This is a genomic window from Superficieibacter electus, assembly GCF_002915575.1.
Taxonomy (GTDB): Bacteria; Pseudomonadota; Gammaproteobacteria; order Enterobacterales; family Enterobacteriaceae; genus Superficieibacter; species Superficieibacter electus.
This window is the reverse complement of sequence record NZ_PQGD01000003.1, coordinates 40167-61724: the sequence shown is the minus strand read 5'-3', so window position 1 is coordinate 61724 and position 21558 is coordinate 40167. Positions and strand designations below refer to the sequence as shown.

At 49.7% G+C, this 21558-nt stretch carries 19 protein-coding genes and 1 pseudogene; 9 read left to right on the top strand and 11 right to left on the bottom strand.

The features are described 5' to 3' along the window. The 7 genes and pseudogenes from osmX to CHU32_RS04155 form a co-directional block, all read right to left on the bottom strand. Positions 1–903, bottom strand: a complete 903-nt coding sequence (osmX, locus tag CHU32_RS04185) for an osmoprotectant ABC transporter substrate-binding protein OsmX (protein WP_176691613.1) — start codon at positions 901–903, stop codon at positions 1–3. 19 nt (positions 904–922) lie between these two features. Continuing rightward, entirely contained in the window at positions 923–1639 is a 717-nt protein-coding gene (gene osmY, locus CHU32_RS04180; protein WP_103674538.1) for an osmoprotectant ABC transporter permease OsmY, read from the bottom strand. 317 nt (positions 1640–1956) lie between these two features. Beyond that, a complete protein-coding gene (gene dmsD / locus CHU32_RS04175; protein WP_103674537.1) occupies positions 1957–2571 on the bottom strand; it encodes a Tat proofreading chaperone DmsD in 615 nt (204 codons plus the stop codon). Between the two features lie 30 nt (positions 2572–2601). Beyond that, complete coding sequence (locus CHU32_RS04170; RefSeq protein ID WP_103674536.1) at positions 2602–3459, bottom strand: dimethyl sulfoxide reductase anchor subunit family protein; 858 nt, start codon at positions 3457–3459, stop codon at positions 2602–2604. Position 3460: 1 nt separating this feature from the next. Continuing rightward, entirely contained in the window at positions 3461–4081 is a 621-nt protein-coding gene (locus CHU32_RS04165; protein ID WP_103674535.1) for a DMSO/selenate family reductase complex B subunit, read from the bottom strand. A gap of 10 nt (positions 4082–4091) precedes the next feature. Next, positions 4092–6526: pseudogene (gene ynfE / locus CHU32_RS04160) on the bottom strand (selenate/tellurate reductase subunit YnfE). A gap of 193 nt (positions 6527–6719) precedes the next feature. Beyond that, the gene (locus CHU32_RS04155; RefSeq protein ID WP_103674534.1) at positions 6720–7022 is read right to left on the bottom strand and encodes a DUF1161 domain-containing protein; all 303 of its coding nucleotides are present in this window, start codon (positions 7020–7022) and stop codon (positions 6720–6722) included. A gap of 104 nt (positions 7023–7126) precedes the next feature. Here CHU32_RS04155 and CHU32_RS04150 point away from each other — a divergent pair, with 104 nt between their 5' ends. After that, positions 7127–7837 carry a YnfC family lipoprotein gene (locus CHU32_RS04150; RefSeq protein WP_176691612.1) on the top strand — a complete coding sequence of 237 codons (711 nt, stop codon included), beginning with the start codon at positions 7127–7129 and terminating at the stop codon, positions 7835–7837. A gap of 14 nt (positions 7838–7851) precedes the next feature. Here CHU32_RS04150 and speG read toward each other — a convergent pair whose 3' ends face one another. Together speG and CHU32_RS04140 are read right to left on the bottom strand one after the other, a co-directional pair. Further along, positions 7852–8406, bottom strand: coding sequence for a spermidine N1-acetyltransferase (gene speG / locus CHU32_RS04145; protein ID WP_103674532.1), 555 nt, complete (start codon positions 8404–8406; stop codon positions 7852–7854). 35 nt (positions 8407–8441) lie between these two features. Continuing rightward, on the bottom strand, positions 8442–8789 hold the full coding sequence (locus tag CHU32_RS04140; protein WP_103674531.1) for a DUF1283 family protein: 348 nt from the start codon (positions 8787–8789) through the stop codon (positions 8442–8444). A gap of 145 nt (positions 8790–8934) precedes the next feature. Between CHU32_RS04140 and CHU32_RS04135 the strand changes: the two genes are divergently transcribed. The 7 genes from CHU32_RS04135 to CHU32_RS04105 all read left to right on the top strand — a co-directional run bounded on the left by CHU32_RS04135 (position 8935) and on the right by CHU32_RS04105 (position 17716). Then, positions 8935–9261 carry a YnfA family protein gene (locus CHU32_RS04135; protein ID WP_103674530.1) on the top strand — a complete coding sequence of 109 codons (327 nt, stop codon included), beginning with the start codon at positions 8935–8937 and terminating at the stop codon, positions 9259–9261. Between the two features lie 107 nt (positions 9262–9368). Further along, entirely contained in the window at positions 9369–10583 is a 1215-nt protein-coding gene (gene rspA / locus CHU32_RS04130; RefSeq protein ID WP_103674529.1) for a starvation-sensing protein RspA, read from the top strand. A gap of 11 nt (positions 10584–10594) precedes the next feature. Beyond that, complete coding sequence (locus CHU32_RS04125; RefSeq protein WP_103674528.1) at positions 10595–11614, top strand: Zn-dependent oxidoreductase; 1020 nt, start codon at positions 10595–10597, stop codon at positions 11612–11614. 52 nt (positions 11615–11666) lie between these two features. Continuing rightward, complete coding sequence (locus tag CHU32_RS04120) at positions 11667–13043, top strand: MFS transporter (RefSeq protein WP_103674527.1); 1377 nt, start codon at positions 11667–11669, stop codon at positions 13041–13043. A gap of 79 nt (positions 13044–13122) precedes the next feature. Beyond that, positions 13123–14529: a glucuronate isomerase gene (gene uxaC / locus CHU32_RS04115; protein ID WP_103750785.1), complete on the top strand. Its 1407-nt coding sequence runs from the start codon at positions 13123–13125 to the stop codon at positions 14527–14529. 27 nt (positions 14530–14556) lie between these two features. Then, positions 14557–16101 (top strand): MFS transporter, encoded by a 1545-nt coding sequence (locus CHU32_RS04110; protein WP_103674525.1) that lies wholly within the window; start codon positions 14557–14559, stop codon positions 16099–16101. A gap of 151 nt (positions 16102–16252) precedes the next feature. After that, entirely contained in the window at positions 16253–17716 is a 1464-nt protein-coding gene (locus CHU32_RS04105; protein ID WP_103674757.1) for a mannitol dehydrogenase family protein, read from the top strand. A gap of 49 nt (positions 17717–17765) precedes the next feature. On the opposite strand, the gene CHU32_RS04100 is transcribed toward CHU32_RS04105, so the two are convergent. Together CHU32_RS04100 and ydfG are read right to left on the bottom strand one after the other, a co-directional pair. Then, a complete protein-coding gene (locus CHU32_RS04100; protein WP_103674524.1) occupies positions 17766–18452 on the bottom strand; it encodes a GntR family transcriptional regulator in 687 nt (228 codons plus the stop codon). An 88-nt stretch (positions 18453–18540) separates the two neighbouring features. Beyond that, the gene (gene ydfG, locus CHU32_RS04095; RefSeq protein ID WP_103674523.1) at positions 18541–19287 is read right to left on the bottom strand and encodes a bifunctional NADP-dependent 3-hydroxy acid dehydrogenase/3-hydroxypropionate dehydrogenase YdfG; all 747 of its coding nucleotides are present in this window, start codon (positions 19285–19287) and stop codon (positions 18541–18543) included. 206 nt (positions 19288–19493) lie between these two features. Here ydfG and dcp point away from each other — a divergent pair, with 206 nt between their 5' ends. Continuing rightward, on the top strand, positions 19494–21542 hold the full coding sequence (gene dcp, locus CHU32_RS04090) for a peptidyl-dipeptidase Dcp (protein ID WP_103674522.1): 2049 nt from the start codon (positions 19494–19496) through the stop codon (positions 21540–21542). Positions 21543–21558: the final 16 nt, after the last annotated feature.

Below are 21558 nucleotides of genomic sequence, written 5' to 3'. Positions count from 1 at the left end.
TTATAGCAGGCCTTTGCTTTGCAGAAAGCCGCGAGCGACCTGCTGAGGTGACTGATGATCGATATCCACTTTGGCATTCAAATCGATAATCGTTTCATTATTCAACTGAGCCGAGAGGGTATTTAATGCCTCTTCGAGGCCTGGATTCGCTTCCAGCGTGTCTTTACGTACGACAGGGGTAACCGCATAGCTGGGGAAGAATCCCTTGTCATCTTCAAGGACCTGGAGATCAAAGCCTTTTATTCGACCATCGGTGGTATATATCAACCCGGCATCCACAAAACCGTCACGAATAGCGTTGTACACCAGTCCCGGGTCCATCTGGCGGATTTGCGGGCGATCGAGCTCCATCTGGTAAGCATTTTGCAGAGGCTTCATACCGTCACTACGGCCAGCAAACTCAAGATCGAGTCCCAACAACCAATTTTTATCGGGATCGGTTTGCCGCAGATGTTCAATTTTCTCCACCATCTGCGACATAGTGGTGATGTGCTCGGCCTGTGCGCGTTTGCGCTGCATGGCAAAAGCATAGGTATTATTCATATCGGCAGGTTTCAGCCATACCAGACCGTGCTTAGCATCCAGCTTTTTCACGGTGTCGTAAGTTTCCTGTGGTGTCATTCTCTTATTAATATGATTAAAAATGATCAGGGAGGTACCGGTATATTCCCAGGTCATGTCGATCTGTTTGTTAATCATCGCATTACGCGAAATGACGGTAGCAATGTTGGTTTGTGGCTGTACCTGAAATCCTTTCTTTTGCAGATACTGCACGGTCATCGCGGAAAGAATATGCTGCTCGGTAAAGCTTTTAGTGGCCAGTACCAGAGGGGCTGCACTGGCCTGACTTGCGACAAATGACAGCGCGGTCATCAAACCAATGAAGTGTTTACGTAACATCATATAACGCTCCTTATTATTGTTATCGGGCGATGTGCGGCGTCAGAATACGGCCCAGACTGGCCAGCAAGACGTCGAGAATCAACGCGAAGAGCGCGGTCGCCGTTGCGCCCAGAATGAGCGTCGGAAAATCGTTGAGATAAATTCCCGGGAAAATAAGCTCGCCATAGCTACTGGCACCGATCAGAAACGCGAGAGGCGCAGTACCTACATTGATCGCCGTCGCAATGCGAATGCCAGATAACATCACGCTCCAGGCATTCGGTAATTCTACCTGACGTAGGCGCTGCCATTTAGTCATACCGATTCCATTGGCCGCTTCCAGCAGTGAGGCTGGCACCGAACATAAACCTGCATAGGTATTACGTACGATGGGCAGCAGGGAGGCCAGGAAGAGCGCAATAATGGCAGGCGTATCACCAATGCCAATAAAGACCATCGCCAGTGCCAGCACCGCCAGTGGTGGCAGCGTATTACCGATATTAAAAATTTGCATCACATGCTCAGCCACGCCGCGCGCTGCGGGACGGCTAAGAAGTATTCCGCAGGGAATGCCGACGATGAGTGCCAGAAACATGGAACTGAACACCAGAATCAAGTGTTGTTGTCCGAGATAAAGGAGATCAACTTTTCGCGCCATGATCGTGTCGGGACCAATCCCCCAGACCAGCAATGCCAGCACGATGATGATTGCTGCGACAAACAAAAGGGCGCGTTGAAGCGCAGTAACGTTATGCATTCTTATCCTTCTCCCTGTATGCATGTGTTATGGCAACCAGTGGTTGCATGTTGTTATGCCATGACTGGCAGGGTCATAGAGCTATAGCAAGGCAGGATAAGGGACGCCAGAAAGTGGCAAAATTAATAGTTACGTCAGGGAAGTGTAACCTTTCGTTATGCCTTATAACGTAACGGCTGAACACCAGATTGCAGAAAAATCTTAAAAAAAGTTGTATTTAGTGACACTGTCACAATAAGGGGGCCCGCTGTAAAACGGATTTGTTTGAGCTATAAAGAAATAATGCCGGACAGAAAGCTGACCGGCATTTTAAGTGATTAGCGGTAGAGCTGCTTTTGTGCGACAGGAATTAACAGCCCGTCCCGCCATTGTTTCAGCGTCAGTTGCGCTAACTCGCCGAGAGCACGATAAAAGGGATGCTCCGCATGTTCAGTTAACAGAGTGAGAAAGCGTGTTGCCCAGGGTAGCAAATGCCAGGCTAACAATTGTTCACACTCCGTATGACGACCGTTTTCACTAAGCCATGCCGCAAGCAACAACAGCGTACCAAAATGGTCCTCAGGTTCATTCTGCTGGCTTTCAAACGCAATACTATTTTCACGCATCCATTGACGCAGTGCGAGCGTTGAATCACCAAACAACACGCTTTCTCGGTCCATCCAGACGGAGCCCCATGGCGGTGCAGGTAAGGCCCATGGACCGACAAAAAGGCGCTGGAATGCACGAGCAAGCGGTTCATCACTGTGTGTTGCAAATGTGACCGCCAGTGGTTGCACTGCCTGCGAGGGTAGCGGCCACTGTTCAACCCAGTCACCACTGACAAAGGCTTCCACCAGTGGGGCTACGTCGGGGGTATCGGGTGGATAATAGAAGAGCGCGCCCAGTACGCGAGCTGTAAAAGCAAGCGAGCCGCCCTCATGTAATTTATTCATTCTCTCTTTCCTGAAAAAACGGCCTGTAAATTATCCCGCGACGGCCATTCCAACCGTCATATGTAGACCGTAAAACACGATTCGCCCCAGTAATTCACCAGCAATAACCAGCACACATCCACATAATATACTGAGAGTGTGCGGCGAGTGACGCCTGACAAGCGGGCATAGCCAACAACCGAGACCCAGCACCAACAATATCAATCGCCCGATTTGCACTGCCGCGTAGTCAGGTACCAGCGCGCTGGCCTGTTGTACCGAGCTATGGACGGTGCCAATTTGCACACCCTGTAATAGCATAATCACCACGCTTACCAGTAAGGCGACAATGCTAAGTGTGGCAAACGCCGAACCTTTAAAAGGAATGCGAGCCGCACGAAGCAGCAGTGCACCAAAAATCGGGCCCGCCAGCAGTGCCGTCAGGAAGAAACTTATGGTGGTGTAGCCGGTATACCACGTCGGGACCGTGTTAATCAGGTAGACGCGTGTCATCGCCCAGATAAAAATCACACCCAGGATCATACTGACAATTAACCAGACTTTACCCAGAAGTGCGGGCATTTTACCTGTTACCGCGACAAGCCACCAAAATCCACCCACGGCAAAGAAGAGTGAACCACTTGCTATTTCATTACTCAGCGCGGAGCTGCCGACACGATTAAGTGAATTAAATGCTCTGAGCGGTGAACCGAGATGCATTACCGAGGCCAAAAAGGCAATGCCCATGACCAGCCAGAGAAAAAACATACTGCGAACCAGTCGTTGCTGACTGGCACGATCGTCCGACGCCGCCATCCAGCCCAGCCCCGTCACGATAAGTCCACCAACAACACATTGTCCTAATACGGTAAATAACACCAGCGGCCATTCATGCCATCCGTTTCCCATTTCAGACTTCCTCCGGGTTTGCCAGATAACCTGTGGTATCACCACTTGAACGGCTGTTGGCATTAGGTTTAATCACGATATTAGGACGGGTGAAATGCGCGCCTGGCAGTGGAGCCACCGCCGCGAGTTCACCGTATTTTTTCCGTAGTTCTGCTATTGGTGCAAAATCCAGCGCGCGTAACGGGCAGGATTCGACACAAATGGGCTTTTTCCCTTCGTTCATCACCCGATCGTGGCAACCGTCACATTTGGTCATATGACCTTTCGCCGCGTTATATTGCGGTGCACCATAAGGACACGCCATGTGGCAATAGCGACAGCCGATGCAAATGTCCTCATCGACAATAACGAAACCATCCTCACGCTTGTGCATTGCGCCACTCGGGCAGACTTTGGTACACGCCGGGTCGTCGCAGTGGTTACAGGCAATCGACAGGTAGTAAGCAAAAACGTTCTGTCGCCAGACACCGTTATCTTCCTGCCAGTCGCCACCGGCATACTCATAAATTCGACGGAAGCTCACCTCAGGGGTGAGATCCTTATAATCCTTACACGCCAGTTCGCAGGTTTTGCATCCCGTGCAGCGGCTGGAATCGATATAAAATCCATACTGAGTACTCATTTACAACTCCTTATACCTTTTCGATTTCAACCAAATTGGTATGCTGTGGATTGCCTTTCGCCAGGGGTGACGGGCGGTGGGTGGTAAGCGTATTCATGCACGAACCATGATCAACGCGGTCTCCGGCCATGTCTGCGTCGTGCCATGCTCCCTGGCCCATTGCGCTAACGCCGGGCATAATGCGTGGCGTGACTTTAGCGGCAATTCTTACCTCACCGCGGCCATTGAAGACGCGGACCATATCGCCATTGGCAATACCTCGTTTTTGCGCATCAATGGGGTTGATCCACACTTCCTGACGACAGGCACTCTTTAATACGTCAATATTTCCATAGCTGGAATGGGTACGCGCTTTGTAATGGAAACCAAAAAGCTGAAGCGGGAACTGCGCGCGCTGCGGATCGTCCCAGCCTTGAATGTGGAGGCATAGACTGGCAGGGGGCTTATTACTTCATCCTTTTCTAATTCCCAACTTTTTGCGATTTCAGCAAGGCGGCTGGAGTAAATTTCAATTTTCCCTGAAGGGGTTTTGAGTGGATTGGCGAGTGGATCTTCACGGAATTTTTTATAAGCGATAAAATGCCCGGCAGGATCTTTACGTTTATAAATCCCCATTTTTTTCAATTCTTCATAAGCAGGAAGCAGGGGGTCTTTTGCAATCATTTTGGCATAAAGGTATTTTAGCCATTCTTCCTGGGTGCGACCCTCGGTAAAACGCTCATAAACGTCGGAACCCAGCCTTTTTGCGATTTCGCTCATTATCCAATAAATGGGGCGGCGCTCAAATTTTGCAGTGGTTGCTGGTTGGATAAAGATCAAATAGCCCATATTCCCGGCGTAGTCGTTAGGAATAATATCTTCCTGTTCGACGGTCATTAGATCCGGCAGCACTATATCGGCATATTTTGCGGAAGAGGTCATGAAATTATCAATAACGACGATAGTTTCGCATTTGCTCTCGTCCTGAAGGATATCGTGAGTCTTATTGATATCAGAATGCTGATTGGTAATGGTATTACCCGCATAGTTCCAGATAAATTTGACGGGAACATCAAGTTTATCTTTTCCACGCACGCCATCGCGGGTCGCCGTCATCTGCGGGCCGCGCGCAATCGCATCGGTCCAGCTAAAGCAGGAGATTTGCGTTTTAACCGGGTTATCCGGCAGCGGCATACGTTCAATGGTCATTGTGTAGGTTGATTCACGTGCGCCACTATTACCGCCACTAATGCCGACATTGCCGGTCAGGATCGGCAGCATGACTATCGCCCGCGAGGTTAATTCACCATTCGCCTGACGTTGTGGTCCCCAACCTTGACAGATATAAGCCGGTTTTGCTGTACCAATTTCACGCGCCAGTTTGATAATACGATCTGCCGGGATACCGGTAATGTGCGCTGCCCAATCAGGCGTTTTCGCAATGCCGTCATCACCATCCCCGAGAATATACGCTTTGTAATGACTATTGGCAGGCGCGCCTTCTGGCAGCGTTTTTTCATCGTAGCCCACGCAGTAGTTATCCAGAAAGTCCTGATCGACCATGTTTTCCGTGATGAGCACCCAGGCCAGTCCGGCTACCAGCGCGGCATCTGTACCAGGACGGATAGGTATCCATTCATCTTCTCGTCCGGCGGCTGTGTCAGTATAACGCGGGTCTATAACGATCATTTTGGCATTTGAGCGCTCGCGCGCCTGTTCAAGAAACCAGGTAATGCCGCCGCCGCTCATTCGGGTTTCAGCCGGGTTATTACCGAACATCACCACCAGCTTTGAGTTTTCAATATCTGAGGTGCTGTTGCCTTCGTTAGAACCGTACGTGTATGGCATCGCGCAGGCAATCTGCGCCGTAGAATAGGTACCATAATGGCTTAAAAAACCGCCGTAACAGTTCATCAGCCGGGCAACCAGCGAGGCGTAGGGTGAAGAACGGGTAATATTGCCACCCACGATCCCGGAAGAATAGTTAATATATACTGCTTCGTTACCGTACTTTTTAACCACCTGCTCAAGACTATGGCTGATGGTATCCAGCGCTTCATCCCAGCTGATCCGCTCAAATTTCCCTTCACCACGCTTACCAACGCGTTTCATTGGATAGTTCAGGCGATCAGGATGATTGATGCGGCGGCGAATTGAACGTCCACGCAGGCAGGCGCGAACCTGATGATCACCATAGATATCATGGCCTGTATTATCAGTCTCAACCCAGTACACTTCATCATCGCGTACGTGCAAACGTAATGCACAGCGGCTGCCACAGTTGACCGAACAGGCTCCCCAAACCACTTTATCGGCGTGTTGTGTTGCCTGTTGTACGGCGGCGGCCGCAGCGTTAAACCCAAAAGGTAAAGAAAAATTTCCGGCTGCCAGCGCCAGCGAACCTAGTGCTGTTGATTTCACGAGCGTTCGTCGGCTGATTCCACCGGGGCTTTCGACATTGGACATAATTGCTCCATCATAATTATCGTAATAAAAACATTACCGGCCGAAATTAATACCGGCCTAATGATGGGTAATCCTACCGCTTTTGGGGTACAGGTTATTATCACCGGTCAAAAACAGGGGCTTTTAGTGGGGGAAGATGGCGTTTAATAGACTGTGCTCACAGTATTAAACGCCAGGTTGAGAATGAACTTATTTACTGCGGTTCAACAGATTGTCCATCCTGCGAGGTAGTCGCGCCTTCAGTGCTATTCCCGCTGCTGGTTCGGGTATAAAGGATCTTCCAGGTATCGTTTGCACAGTGGCCTACCACTTGTGAGTCAGGCCGATCGGGCTGATCGCTGGGTAGAATAGCGAGGGTGAAGCCAGATTCCGGAACGCCATTATTAATGATTTTCTGCTGTATATCACTTTTAACCCGCTCACATGACTCCGGGGCCGCCAGCACGGGGGCTGAACTTGCTATTAACAGTGCAAGTAACCAACGTGAAGTTTTCATCATCGTCTCCTGAACGTAGGAATTCAGGTAAAGCATAGCACAAACAGTGTAAACGTCTGTATTTGCTATTATAATTGAGAAAGGTCCTGATGCAGGTAGACAATGTGAAAAGATTACTGATGTTAATTCCCTGCGGGGCGCTGCTGGCTGGCTGCGATAAACCCTCCGAGCCAGTAGCTTTTACCCCGGAGATGGCTGGTTTCTCAAGCGAATTCGATTTCGATCCCTTGCGTGGGCCCGTAAAAGCGTTCACCCAGACGTTGGTCGATGACAAAGGCGAGGTGGCAAAACGTGTCTCAGCATCAATGTCGGAAGAGGGATGTTTTGATGTGCTGGAGCTACACGACGTGGCTAACGATTCCGGTGTCGCGCTTATCCTTGATGCCAATTTTTATCTTGATGCCCAGACGCACGAGAAAAAAGTGCGTACTCAAGGGAAATGCCAGCTGGCAGAACTGCCAGCGGCAGGGTTATCCTGGGAAACCAACGATCGTGGGTTCATCACCATGGCAAAGGGGCCTGACGTTCAGATCAAGTACCAGTATGACAATGAAGGTTATCCATTAGGCAAAATCTCGCAGGCAAAAGACAAACGACTTACCGATGAAATTAAACCCTCTGCCGATCCGCATAAAAAAATGGACTACACGGCGGTCAGTCTTTTGAATGACAAACCTATGACCCGCGCAATACAATCCTGTGATTACGACAGCCACGATAATCCGGTAAGCTGTAAGCTACAACTTACCGATGAGAGTGCATCGCCGGCAGTGCAGACACAATACACTATCAAATATACCACGGAATATTATTGAACTAACCGCGCCTTTTATTGCGCGGTCGGTTTTAATAATGTCTGGCCGGACGGTTTATGATTTTCCAGATACTCTTGCTGGAAAATACACATACGAATAGTGTTGCGATATTCGCCATTAATGAAGAACTCATGGATAAGCTCGCCTTCAATTCTGAAGCCGAGCTTGCGATAAATATGAATGGCTTTCTCGTTTTCTTTATCAACAATGAGATACAGCTTATAAAGATTTAATACTGTAAATCCATAGTCCATAGCCAGTTTTGCTGCCCGCGAAGCCAGACCTTTTCCCTGATGCTCCGGGGAAATAATGATCTGAAACTCTGCCCGGCGATGAACATGGTTAATTTCTACCAGTTCAACGAGGCCGACATTATCGCCGTTACATTCAACTACAAAACGGCGCTCACTCTGATCGTGGATATGCTTGTCGTAAAGATCTGACAGCTCGACAAACGCTTCGTACGGTTCCTCAAACCAGTAACGCATAACGCTGGCGTTATTATCGAGCTGGTGTACAAAGCGCAAATCTTCACGTTCAAGGGGGCGAAGTTTAATCACATCACTCATCAGAATTCCTTTCCTGTCATCATTCATCATGCATTTTATGGCGTAATGGCGCGACCAGTGCGGCGATCCAGGCAGCGAAGGGTGTTAGGCTCCCAGTAAGCGTTGACATTGCTACTTTGCTGGCATTTATCTTCGGCATCGAAAGCAACGTCGGCTTTATCCCACTCTTTCTCGGCGCGCTTGTTAACTTTTTGACGCAGGGAGCGGGTATCGTCCCATTGTTCTTTATCCATCGCGGCATTTTGGCGGCTTTGAGCGCTGTCGCCCGACTCAATTACCAGCTTGCTGGTTTCGGCATACACGGTGCCGGAAGCGGTATACATCACGGCAGCCAGCGCCAGCATGGCTGTCAGGCCCAGGCGTTTGCTCAATGTTATTTTCATCGCTAATTCCTCTGTCAGTGCACGAAACATCATATTGCCAATTCTACTCTATCTCTTACGGGACGCCTACCCGCAGTAGGCGAGTGAATACGATTGGCTGATTATACAGTATGATGTTTCAACCAATCCTCACCGAAACGGAACGATGCTAAAAACAACCCTCCTTTTTTTTATCACTGCGCTTTGTGAAATTATTGGCTGCTTTCTGCCGTGGCTGTGGCTGAAGCGGGGTGCAACGCCACTGTTACTCATTCCGGCTGGTCTGGCGCTTGCCATGTTTGTATGGTTATTAACCCTCCATCCGGCGGCAAGCGGTCGGGTATATGCGGCTTATGGGGGTGTTTACGTCTGCACCGCGCTTATGTGGCTAAGGGTTGTTGATGGCGTAAAGCTGAGTATTTACGACTGGGCTGGAGCACTTATCGCGCTGTGTGGGATGTTAATTATCATTGCAGGATGGGGGCGCGCGTAAGCGCCTTTTTTGTGATCGAAGGCCGCTTTTTTGATCATAATACTTGTATGGTAGTAGTTCAGGTGAGTAAATTCCCGGCATCACATATCAAGATGTAAGGGATAAAAATGAAAATTGTTGGCGCTGAGGTCTTCGTTACCTGTCCAGGTCGTAACTTCGTTACGTTAAAAATCACCACCGATGAAGGTATTACCGGGCTGGGTGATGCCACCTTAAATGGCCGCGAGCTTTCTGTTGCGTCCTACCTGAAAGACCATTTGTGCCCGCAGTTGATTGGCCGCGATGCGCATCGGATCGAAGACATCTGGCAGTTCTTCTATAAAGGCGCTTACTGGCGTCGTGGCCCGGTGACTATGTCAGCCATTTCGGCCATTGATATGGCGCTGTGGGATATCAAGGCCAAAGCGGCCAATATGCCGCTCTACCAGCTGCTCGGCGGTGCTTCACGTGAAGGCGTTATGGTCTACTGCCACACCACGGGACACTCACTGGATGATGTGCTGGAAGATTATGCCCGGCATAAAGAAATGGGCTTTAAGGCCATTCGCGTTCAGTGCGGCGTCCCAGGGATGAAAACGACCTATGGAATGTCGAAGGGGAAAGGCCTGGCCTATGAGCCGGCGACCAAAGGCCAGTGGCCGGAAGAGCAACTCTGGTCTACAGAAAAATACCTCGATTTCACGCCAAAACTGTTCGCTGCCGTGCGCGATAAGTTCGGTTTCCATGAGCATCTGCTTCACGATATGCATCATCGTCTGACGCCGATTGAAGCAGCACGTTTTGGTAAAAGCATCGAAGATTACCGTCTTTTCTGGATGGAAGATCCCACCCCGGCCGAAAACCAGGAGTGCTTCCGTTTGATCCGCCAGCATACCGTTACGCCTGTTGCCGTTGGCGAAGTATTTAACAGCATCTGGGACTGCAAGCAGCTGATTGAAGAACAGCTCATTGATTATATCCGTACCACCATCACCCATGCAGGCGGGATCACCGGGATGCGGCGCATTGCTGACTTTGCCTCTTTATATCAGGTCCGTACCGGCTCGCATGGTCCTTCCGACTTATCGCCGGTCTGCATGGCAGCAGCGCTGCACTTCGACCTGTGGGTGCCAAACTTCGGTGTCCAGGAATATATGGGGTATTCAGATCAGATGCTGGAAGTGTTCCCGCATAACTGGACCTTTGACAGTGGCTACATGCACCCGGGAGACAAACCGGGATTGGGCATCGAGTATGATGAAAAACTCGCCGCGAAATACCCCTATGATCCTGCCTGCTTACCGGTCGCCCGACTGGAAGATGGTACGTTGTGGAACTGGTAAGGGAGCGCGCTATGAAAAGCATCGTTGTTAAAAATCCTGATGAATTAGTCATTGAAGACCGTCCGCTGCCCGCTCCGGCGGCAGGTGAGGTGAGAGTACGAATCAAGCTCGCCGGGATCTGCGGCTCTGATAGCCATATTTATCGCGGGCATAATCCGTTTGCGCAATACCCACGCGTCATCGGGCATGAATTTTTCGGTGTGATCGATGCGATAGGTGAAGGGGTCGATAGCCTTCGTCTGGGACAACGGGTTTCCGTCGATCCGGTGATCAGCTGCGGCCATTGTTATCCATGTTCGGTCGGCAAGCCCAACGTCTGCACATCACTGGTAGTACTGGGCGTACACCGAGACGGCGGATTCAGTGAGTACGCCGTGGTGCCGGCAAAAAATGCCTTTGCCATTCCCGATAACCTTGCCGATCATCACGCCGTGATGGTGGAGCCTTTCACGATTGCCGCGAATGTGACCGGCCAGGTTAATCCGGGTAAAAATGATATTGCGCTGGTTTATGGTGCCGGACCAATGGGGCTGACGACCGTTCAGGTGCTGAAAGGGGTTTATAAGGTCAGACAGGTTATCGTCGTCGATCGCATTGATGAACGTCTTGCCATGGCGCAGAAAAGCGGTGCCGACACAGTAATAAATAACAGGGAACACTCTCTCGCTGCCCGGTTGATCGAGGAAGGTATACAGCCCACGCTTATTGTTGATGCCGCCTGTCATCCCTCTATTTTACAGGAAGCCATTTCACTGGCCTCACCGGCGGCGCGGATCGTGATCATGGGCTTCTCCAGCGAACCCACTGAAATTATCCAGCAGGGAATAACGGGAAAAGAAATATCTATTTTTTCTTCACGACTGAACGCTAATAAATTTCCGCTGGTCATCGACTGGTTAACTCAGGGGCTAATTGATCCGGACAAATTAATTACTCATACCTTCGATTATCAACAGGTTGCTGATGCCATTGAGGTTTTTGAGAAAGACCAGCGGCAATGCTGCAAGGTTTTACTCACGTTTCCTTCATAACTACATAAATGCGAGTAAGTAGTACGCATCTTACCTTTTTGAGATTGCCAATATGACGCAGATAAAACATGAAAGAAGCACAAAGGACTTAGTGCGGGCCGCTTTATCCGGTTGGTTAGGAACGGCGCTGGAATTTATGGACTTCCAGCTTTATTCCCTGGGCGCTGCGCTGGTTTTTCATGAAATATTTTTTCCGGAGCAATCAGCCGCCATGGCGCTTATTCTGGCAATGGGTACCTATGGTGCGGGTTATATTGCACGCATTGTCGGTGCGTTTATTTTTGGCAAAATGGGTGACACCATTGGCCGGAAAAAAGTGCTATTTATAACTATCACGATGATGGGGATATGTACGACCCTTATCGGCGTGCTGCCGACCTATGCGCAAATTGGTATTTTTGCACCGGTCTTACTGGTCACACTGCGTATTATTCAGGGCCTTGGCGCGGGCGCTGAAATATCAGGTGCAGGTACGATGCTAGCTGAATATGCGCCTAAAGGTAAGCGCGGTATTATTTCTTCGCTGGTGGCGATGGGTACCAATTGTGGAACGCTAAGCGCTACGGCTATCTGGGCTGTGATGTTTTTCTTGCTCGACCGGCAAGAATTACTGGCATGGGGCTGGCGGGTGCCGTTCCTGGCAAGCGCCGTGGTTATGGTCTTTGCCATCTGGTTGCGTTTAAATCTGAAAGAAAGCCCGGTGTTTGAGAAAGTCAATGATGGCGAACGTTCACCGGTTAAGGCCCATCCACATAAAGCAACCTTAGGAGCAATGTTTAAAAGCAAATCCTTCTGGCTGGCAACCGGGTTGCGTTTTGGTCAGGCAGGAAATTCGGGGTTGCTTCAAACCTTCCTGGCCGGTTATATGGTTCAGACCCTGCTGTTTGATAAAAGCATTCCTACCGATGCGCTGATGATAAGCTCCGTCCTGGGCTTTATCACCATTCCGGTATTGGGGTGGTTATCAGATAAGTTTGGTCGCCGCCTGCCTTATATTATCATGAACATATCCGCAATTATTCTCGCCTATCCGATGCTGGCAATTATCGTCGATAAAACCTATAGCCCTGGCGTAATTATGATGGCGCTAATAGTTATCCATAACTTTGCGGTGCTGGGACTGTTCGCGCTGGAAAATATTACTATGGCGGAAATGTTTGGATCGCGTAACCGCTTTACCCGAATGGCGATTTCAAAAGAAGCCGGGGGATTAGTCGCGGTAGGATTTGGTCCGGTGCTGGCGGGCATATTCTGTAATATGACAGGCTCCTGGCTGCCAATTGTAGTGATGCTAATTGTGTATTCGTTAATTGGCCTTGTTTCCGCATGGATTATGCCTGAGGTTAAGGATCGCGATTTAAGCATTGCGGAAGATGCCGCTGAAAGTCAGCAGGTAATAAACACAGCCAACACCCGTCACTATATCTGACTGCGTAAGGCACTGTAATATCAGTGCCTTTCCACTCGGCACCGCCAGTGAGTTTATTTCGACAGAAATGGGGAATACCATGAGCTTTATAAACGATAGCTTTATGATCAATAATCAGTCTGGTATCGAGCTTTATAACAGGGTAGCGAAGCATCTGCCTGTTATTGATTATCACTGTCATCTTGATGCTAAAGAAATTTATGAAAATAAGTCTTTTGAAAATATTACCCAGCTGTGGCTGGCGGGCGACCATTATAAATGGCGCGCAATGCGTGCGAATGGCATCAGTGAGGATCTGATTACCGGAGACGCTAGCGCAGAGGAGAAATTCCAGGCATGGGCGCAGACGGTGGAGTCATGCTTTGGTAATCCGCTTTATCACTGGACGCACCTTGAGCTGGATTTTTATTTTGCCTGCGACACTATGCTGGATAGTCATAACTGGCGCGAGGTGATGGAGCACTGTAACCGACGTTTAAAAGAGGAGGCATTTACGCCCCAGGCGCTCATTTCGCGCTCGGGCGTAGAGGTGATATGTACCACCGATTCGCCGCTTGATTCATTGCACTATCATCAACTCCTGGCCCAGGACAACGCATTAACGTTTCGTGTTTTACCCACCTTCCGACCGGATGACGTATTTAATGAAGACCCGGCTACTTATGTGGCGTTTATTGATAAGCTGTCTGCGTTAACCGGTAAAAATATTGCCTCACTTGATGATTTTGAGGCTGCAATCGCCCGGCGAATTGACTTTTTCCATGAGGTGGGGTGCCGTATCTCCGATCATGGGCCTCAGGAAATAAACTATGTGGCCGCAGATAAAGCACAGGTTGCGAGTATTTTCATAAAAAAACTGCATGGTGAAACGCTAACCCGCAATGAACATGCCATCATCAGCAGCGCGATGTTTCTATTGCTGGCAAAACAGTATAAAAAACGCCGCTGGGCAATGCAGATTCATTTTGGTGCGATCCGCAACAATAATACCAAAATGTATGAGACAGTAGGTATCAATAGTGGATTCGACTCGATTAACGATCAAATCAATTTAGCCTCCAGCCTGAACGGCCTGCTGGATGCGATGGCCCGTCAGGACGCATTACCTAAAACCATTCTTTATAACCTCAACCCTGTTTATAACGATATTGTGGCAACCACCATCGCTAATTTCCAGTCTGGCGATGAAGGCGTTAAATCGCCGATTCAGTTCGGCTCAGGCTGGTGGTTTAACGATACCCGGCGGGGGATGGAAAGCCAGCTCAACGCACTGGCCGACCAGGGGCTATTGATGAATTTTATTGGCATGTTAACCGACTCGCGCAGTCTGGTGTCCTATACCCGACATGATTATTTTCGTCGCATTCTCTGTAATTTAATCGGTGGATGGGTAGAACGTGGCGAGGTCCCTGATAACCAGCAAATACTGACGCGGATGATAAAAAATATTTGCCACGACAATGCTGAGAATTATTTCAAATTTTAATTAGTTAGCTTCCGATGAGGATAGAACATGACCCGCAAAAATAAAAAAATAACCATACCGGTAAGTATCGGCTATGGTCTGACGGACATTATGGGTGGTGGGGCATTCACGGTTATTGGTGCCTGGTTATTATTCTTTTATACCACGTTTGTTGGCCTGTCACCGGTAGAAGCCGCATCTATTGTGGCCATTGCCCGTATTGTCGATGCTATTGTCAGCCTGTTTATGGGAAGTTTCACCGATCATTTCTACAAGAATGTATTGGGTAAAAAATTTGGCCGCCGTCGCTTCTTTCTTTTAATTGGTGCGCCATTAATGCTGGTATACGCCTTGTTGTGGCTGGATGGCATGGGCTATGGTTTTTATCTTGCGGTTTATCTCGCCTTTGAAATCATTGCTGCAATGGTGCTCATTCCCTGGGAAACGTTGCCTTCTGAAATGACCAGGGATTTCAATTCACGTACCAAACTCTCGACTTGCCGCATGTTTTTATCTGCCACCGGAACATTCCTGGCTACGTTTATCCCCGGTCTACTGATCAATCATTTTGGCGAGCATAACGCGAATGCTTATTTGATTAACGGGATTGTGTTTGCCGCATTATTTATGCTTTGCGTGTTCATTTCATGGAAAGTCACCTGGGAGCGAGAATTAACGCCGGAGATGCTGTCTGAACTGGAAAGCACGGCTACGCCAAAAACATTTGCAGAAAAAATACGTATGGTCGGTGGACTATTTAAAGAGTATGCCTCAACACTCAAAGTGAGAGCGTTTAGAAAACATCTGGCTATTTATCTGTTTTCATTCACCGGTAAAGATGTCTATAACACGGTATTTGTCTTCTTCTGCGTATATTGTCTGAATGTCTCATCTGCTTTCGCAGGCAGTTTACTTTCGATGAGTATCGTAGGTTTACCCGTTACCTTACTGGCTGGCCTTGCCATCATCAAATTTGGTCCTTCGCGTCTGTATGTATTTGCCTACAGCGTTATGTTGCTTTGTTTACTGGGTTTTTTCGTTGTCTATCAATTCCCGGCATGGAATACGGTTCCAACACTGATTGCACTGGCGGCTATCTACCAGGTAGGACGCTGCGTTCTGGAATTCACTCCCTGGAATGTGTTCCCGTTTATTCCGGATATTGACGAAATGATCACCCGTCAGCGGCGTGAAGGGCTGTTTGCCGCCGTGATGACGTTTTCACGCAAAACAACGGTCGCGATTGCCACGTTTGTCGTGGGCGTATTGTTACAAAGCGGTGGCTATGTGAAAGGCAGCCAGGTGCAGCCACCAGAAGCCATCAACATGATCGCGATGTTGCTTTTTGTTGGCACGGCAGGGCTTCTGGCTATTGCGTTATGGCAGGCGCTCACTTTCCACCTAAACAAACAAACGCATAAGATTTTTGTTGATGAAGTGGAACGTCTGAAAGCTCACGGTTCTAAACAAGACGTTGACCCACAGACTCGTCGTATTGTGGAAGACCTGACCGGCTATCGCTATGAGCAACTCTGGAATACGCCAGCAAAGGCGGAAATAGCGAAAGAAACCACTTTTTCGAAAGCCAACTGATCCCAGGTGACAGTAGTGGTCATGTGCCAATGCTGTCACACATGTTTGTTTTTTTGTTATACCAATCGCACAAGATTTAATGCAAATCAATATCCTTGCTGCTTCGGAGCGTAATCTGATGCAGTGTAATCATTTCTATAGTGAGTTAAACATGGAAAACGGACTCTTAACTGCAAAAGCAACTCTTCCACATTATGACCGTAGCCGTCTGGTACCACGTATTGTTCATCTTGGATTTGGCGCGTTTCATCGTGCGCATCAGGGCGTTTATGCTGATATCCTTGCCTCAGAGCAGGGTAGTGACTGGGGTTATATTGAGGTGAATTTAATTGGCGGCGAACAGCAGATTGCCGATCTTAAAAAGCAGGATAACCTCTATACCGTAGCTGAAATGTCAGCCGATGCCTGGACCGCCCGGGTGGTCGGAGTGGTAAAAGAAGCGCTTCATGCTCAAGTCGATGGGCTTGAATACGTACTGAGCAAAATGTGTGAACCGCAGATTGCTATCGTCTCGTTGACGATCACTGAAAAAGGATACTGCCATTCTCCGGCAACCGGACAACTGATGTTAGACCATCCGCTGATCGTAGCCGATCTGCAACATCCACAGCAGCCAGCATCAGCGGTCGGCGTGGTCGTTGAAGCACTGGCGCGCCGTAAAGCTGCCGGGTTGCCAGCCTTCAGCGTAATGTCCTGCGATAACATGCCGGAAAATGGCCACGTCATGCGTAATGTGGTGTGCACTTATGCCCGCGAGGTTAATAACGAACTGGCCGACTGGATTGAGCAGCACGTTACGTTTCCTTCTACCATGGTTGACCGTATTGTACCGGCAGTCACGCCGGAGACACTGGCAAAAATAGAGCAGCTCACTGGCGTACGTGACCCGGCGGGCGTGGCTTGTGAACCCTTCCGCCAGTGGGTCATTGAGGATAACTTTGTCGCAGGCCGTCCTGAATGGGAAAAAGCCGGTGCAGAACTGGTCGCTGATGTGTTGCCATTTGAAGAAATGAAACTGCGGATGCTTAATGGCAGTCACTCTTTCCTCGCGTATCTTGGCTACCTTGCGGGCTATCAGCATATCAATGATTGTATGGAAGATGCTCATTATCGCCGGGCGGCTCATGCGCTGATGCTACGGGAGCAGGCCCCGACGCTAAAAGTACAGGGTGTCGATCTTGAGCGCTATGCTGACCGGTTGATTGAGCGTTACAGTAACCCGGCACTGCGCCATCGTACCTGGCAAATTGCCATGGACGGTAGTCAGAAGCTGCCACAGCGCATGCTGGATTCTGTGCGCTGGCATTTGGCCCACAATAGTGGTTTCGATTTACTGGCGCTCGGCGTAGCGGGCTGGATGCGCTACGTTGGCGGTGTGGATGACAGCGGAAATCCGATTGAAATTTGCGATCCGCAACTCTCTGTCATTCAGGCGGCAGTGAAGCGTAGCGAAGAGGGGAAAGCGCGAGTACTGGCTTTGCTGAGTATTGAAGCGATTTTTGGTAAGGCATTGCCGGATGACAGCGCGTTTGTCGCCAAAGTCACGCAGGCTTATGAAACATTACGTCAGCACGGCGCGAAAGCAACCGTAGCGCAATTTGCCGCTAATTGCTGATAATGAATACGCCGGGCGGTTCAAACTTGTCCGGCGTATTGCCGTGAGCTTAATCTTCACTAAACCAGTCGCGGTTTTCCTGACGAATAAGCTGCACAGAGCCGCTGATTTCCTGTAAATGCAGCGCCATAGCATTTTCAACTGCCTCTGCGTCGTGCCGCTCAAGCGCGGCAAAGATGTCCAGATGCTGACGTAGCAGCATCTCAGGTGGTGAGACATGGTCGAGGCTCATATACCGTACCCGGTCAATCGCCGCTTTGATATTTTCAACGGTATCCCATGCCAGCTGACAGTCCGCAATTAGCGCCAGTTTCTGATGAAACTCATCATCCAGCTGAAAAAAATCGTTGAGCTGTTTGCGATCAATGGCAATTCGCTGCTGGTGCAAATTTTGCTCAAGCTGCCAGAGTTGCTCATCGTTTATCATTCCCGCTGCACGCCGGACCACGGCACATTCAATCGCCTGGCGCACGAAACACCCGTTCCGAACCTGAGCAAGGGAGATCTTATTGACATAACTGCCACGCTGCGGGCGGATTTGTATAAGACCATTTTCCGCAAGCTTAATAAATGCTTCGCGTACAGGCTGACGAGAGACATCGAAACGGACTGAAATTTCTTTTTCAGAAAGGGGCGTGCCGGGTGCAATCAGGCAATGCACAATATCCCGGCGTAGAATCCGGTAGATTTGCTGATTCACAGGCTGCGTAGGGTTAAGTTGGGTCTCAAAGGTCATTCATTCTTACTTTTTAGACGATTAACCGGTTGATTTTACCATCACTTCACCATTTTCAATACCCGACCTTGCGGTCGGGCGAAAAAAATTACCCGCGATGGACACTTAATCCTGCATAGGTCTGACTGATTGGCATCATTTCGAGGGTATTAATGTTGACATGTTTTGGCAACGTAGCGACCCACCATACGGCCTCAGCGATATCCTCTGCGGACAGCGCGGTGGTATTTTCATAGGTTTTATCCGCCTTCGCATCATCACCTTTAAAACGCACATTAGAAAACTCGGTACCGCCTACCAGGCCTGGCTCAATGTTAGTCACGCGCACAGCGGTACCATGAAGATCGGTGCGTAAATTGAGGCTAAACTGCTGTACAAACGCCTTGGTCGCGCCGTAGACATTTCCACCTGCGTAAGGCCAGCTACCCGCAGTAGACCCAAGATTAATAACATGGCCCCGATTACGTTCGACCATTCCCGGCAGGATGGCGCGGGTCATGTATACCAGCCCTTTATTATTGGTGTCGATCATCGTTTCCCAGTCATCCACGTTCGCTTTATGCGCCGGTTCCATGCCCAGCGCCAGCCCCGCATTATTAACCAGAATATCAATGTCACGCCACTCAGCGGGCAGGGACGCTATTTTTTCATCAATGGCTTTGCGATCGCGGACATCCAGCTGAAGCGGGTAAATTGCCTCACCCAGTTCTGCCTGTAACGCCTGAAGTCGCTCCAGGCGGCGGCCAGTAGCAATGACTTTATGTCCATTTTCCACGAAGCGGCGGGTGATGCTTTCACCAAAACCTGCCGTTGCGCCTGTTACCAAAATAATCATCTCACTGTTCCTCAACGCTTTTTATGTTGTATAACCTTACCATGCGTTCCCGGATTGCGGGAAATCGATGTTAAGTGTGGCAAAAAAGTCCCGCCTGCGTTTGGATTGAGGGCGCATCCCCACTATTTTTGGGCGAATGTCTGAATTGAGCGCGGTATTTTAGTGTAGTGCCTGGTCAGAAACGGTTGGGCGTTCAGGAGAAAATGATGTCGGTAAATAATCCGTTTTTTTATACGAGCACGTTGCCTTATCAGGCCCCTCATTTTGATGTCATTAAAGATGAACATTATCGTCCGGCTTTTGATGAAGGTCTGCGGATAAAGCGTGAAGAAATTCATGCTATTGCGCAAAACCCGGCGCTCGCTGATGTTGAGAATACCTTTGTGGCACTGGAGAAAAGCGGCGTGTTGTTGGGACGGGTGACGAGTGTGTTTTTTGCGATGTCACACGCGCACACTAACGACACTTTGCAAAAGCTGGATGAGCAATTCTCCGCGGAACTGGCTGCGCTGGCCAACGATATTTATCTCAATGATGCGTTGTTTGCGCGGGTTGAACAAGTCTGGCAGCAACGTGAAACGCTTTCACTGGACGATGAGTCACGACGGCTGGTCGAGGTTGTCAGGCAACAGTTTGTTCTCGCCGGGGCAACTCTTGGTGAAGCAGAGAAAACGGCGCTTAAGGCGCTTAACACTGAAGCAGCGACGCTCACCAGCCAGTTTAATCAGCGGCTGATGGCAGCCAGTAAAGCAGGCGGACTGGCCATTAAGCAGGTTTCACAGCTGGCGGGGCTGAGCGAGGATGAAATTGCTGCGGCCGAAGAGGCGGCGCGAGAGAAAGGTCTCGATGGTTGGTTACTGCCGTTATTGAATACCACGCAACAGCCGGCATTAGCCGCTTTGCGCGATCGCCAGACCCGCGAGCAATTGTTTCGGGCGGGCTGGGTGCGCAATGAAAAAAATGATGAAAATGATACCCGATCGCTGATATTACGGCTGATACAGGTGAGAGCGGAACAGGCAGCATTATTAGGTTTCAGCGACTATGCCAATTGGAAGACCGCCGACCAAATGGCGAAAACGTCCGCAGCTGCGCTGGCATTTATGCGCAAAATCGCGCCCGCCGCCAGAGCTCGCGCTGAGCAGGAATATTCGGCTATCCAGCAGGTGATTAATGAGCAGCAGGGAGAGTTTCAGGCCCAGGCCTGGGACTGGGATTTTTATGCCGAGCAGGTCCGTCAGCAAAAGTATGCGTTTGACGATTCTCAGGTCAGGCCCTACCTGATGCTTAATGCGGTGCTTGAAGAAGGGGTATTCTGGACGGCATCACAACTTTTTGGGATTCGTTTTGTCGAGCGCGTTGATATTCCGGTTTATCATCCGGATGTACGGGTTTGGGAGATCTTTGACGCCAGTGGCGAAGGACTGGCGCTGTTTTATGGGGACTTTTTTGCCCGCGATTCGAAAAGCGGCGGCGCATGGATGGGAAACTTTGTTGAACAGTCGACGCTGCTCGGCACTCAGCCGGTTATTTACAATGTCTGCAACTATCAAAAACCGGCAGCAGGCCATAGTGCGTTAATCTCATGGGATGATGTTATTACGCTGTTTCATGAATTTGGTCATACCCTTCATGGGTTATTTGCCCGTCAGCGTTACGCCAGCCTGTCAGGAACGAATACCCCGCGTGATTTTGTAGAATTTCCTTCGCAAATTAATGAGCACTGGGCGACACATCCGCAGGTTTTTGCCCGTTTTGCCCGCCATCATCAAAATGGAGAACCTATGCCTGAGGCTTTACAGGCCAGTATGCTGCGGGCAGCTCAGTTCAATAAAGGGTATGAAATGACGGAACTGCTCAGCGCGGCGCTGCTGGATATGAACTGGCATAGCGTAACGCGGGACCGGTTGCCTGATTCAGTGGATGATTTTGAAATAACGGCTATCCGCAATGAAAATCTGGATCTCCCCGCCGTGCCACCACGCTATCGTAGCAGTTACTTTGCCCATATTTTTGGCGGAGGCTATGCGGCGGGCTATTACGCTTATCTGTGGACACAGATGCTGGCCGACGATGGTTACCAGTGGTTTATAGAGCAGGGCGGTTTGAGCGCTGAAAATGGCCAGCGTTTTCGCGAGGCAATTTTGTCCCGGGGCAACAGTGCCGATCTGGAGACGGTGTATCGCCACTGGCGGGGAAGCGATCCGCAAATCGAACCGATGCTTAAACACCGTGGTCTCAGTGAAAGTGCGTAATAAAGAAAAACGGGCA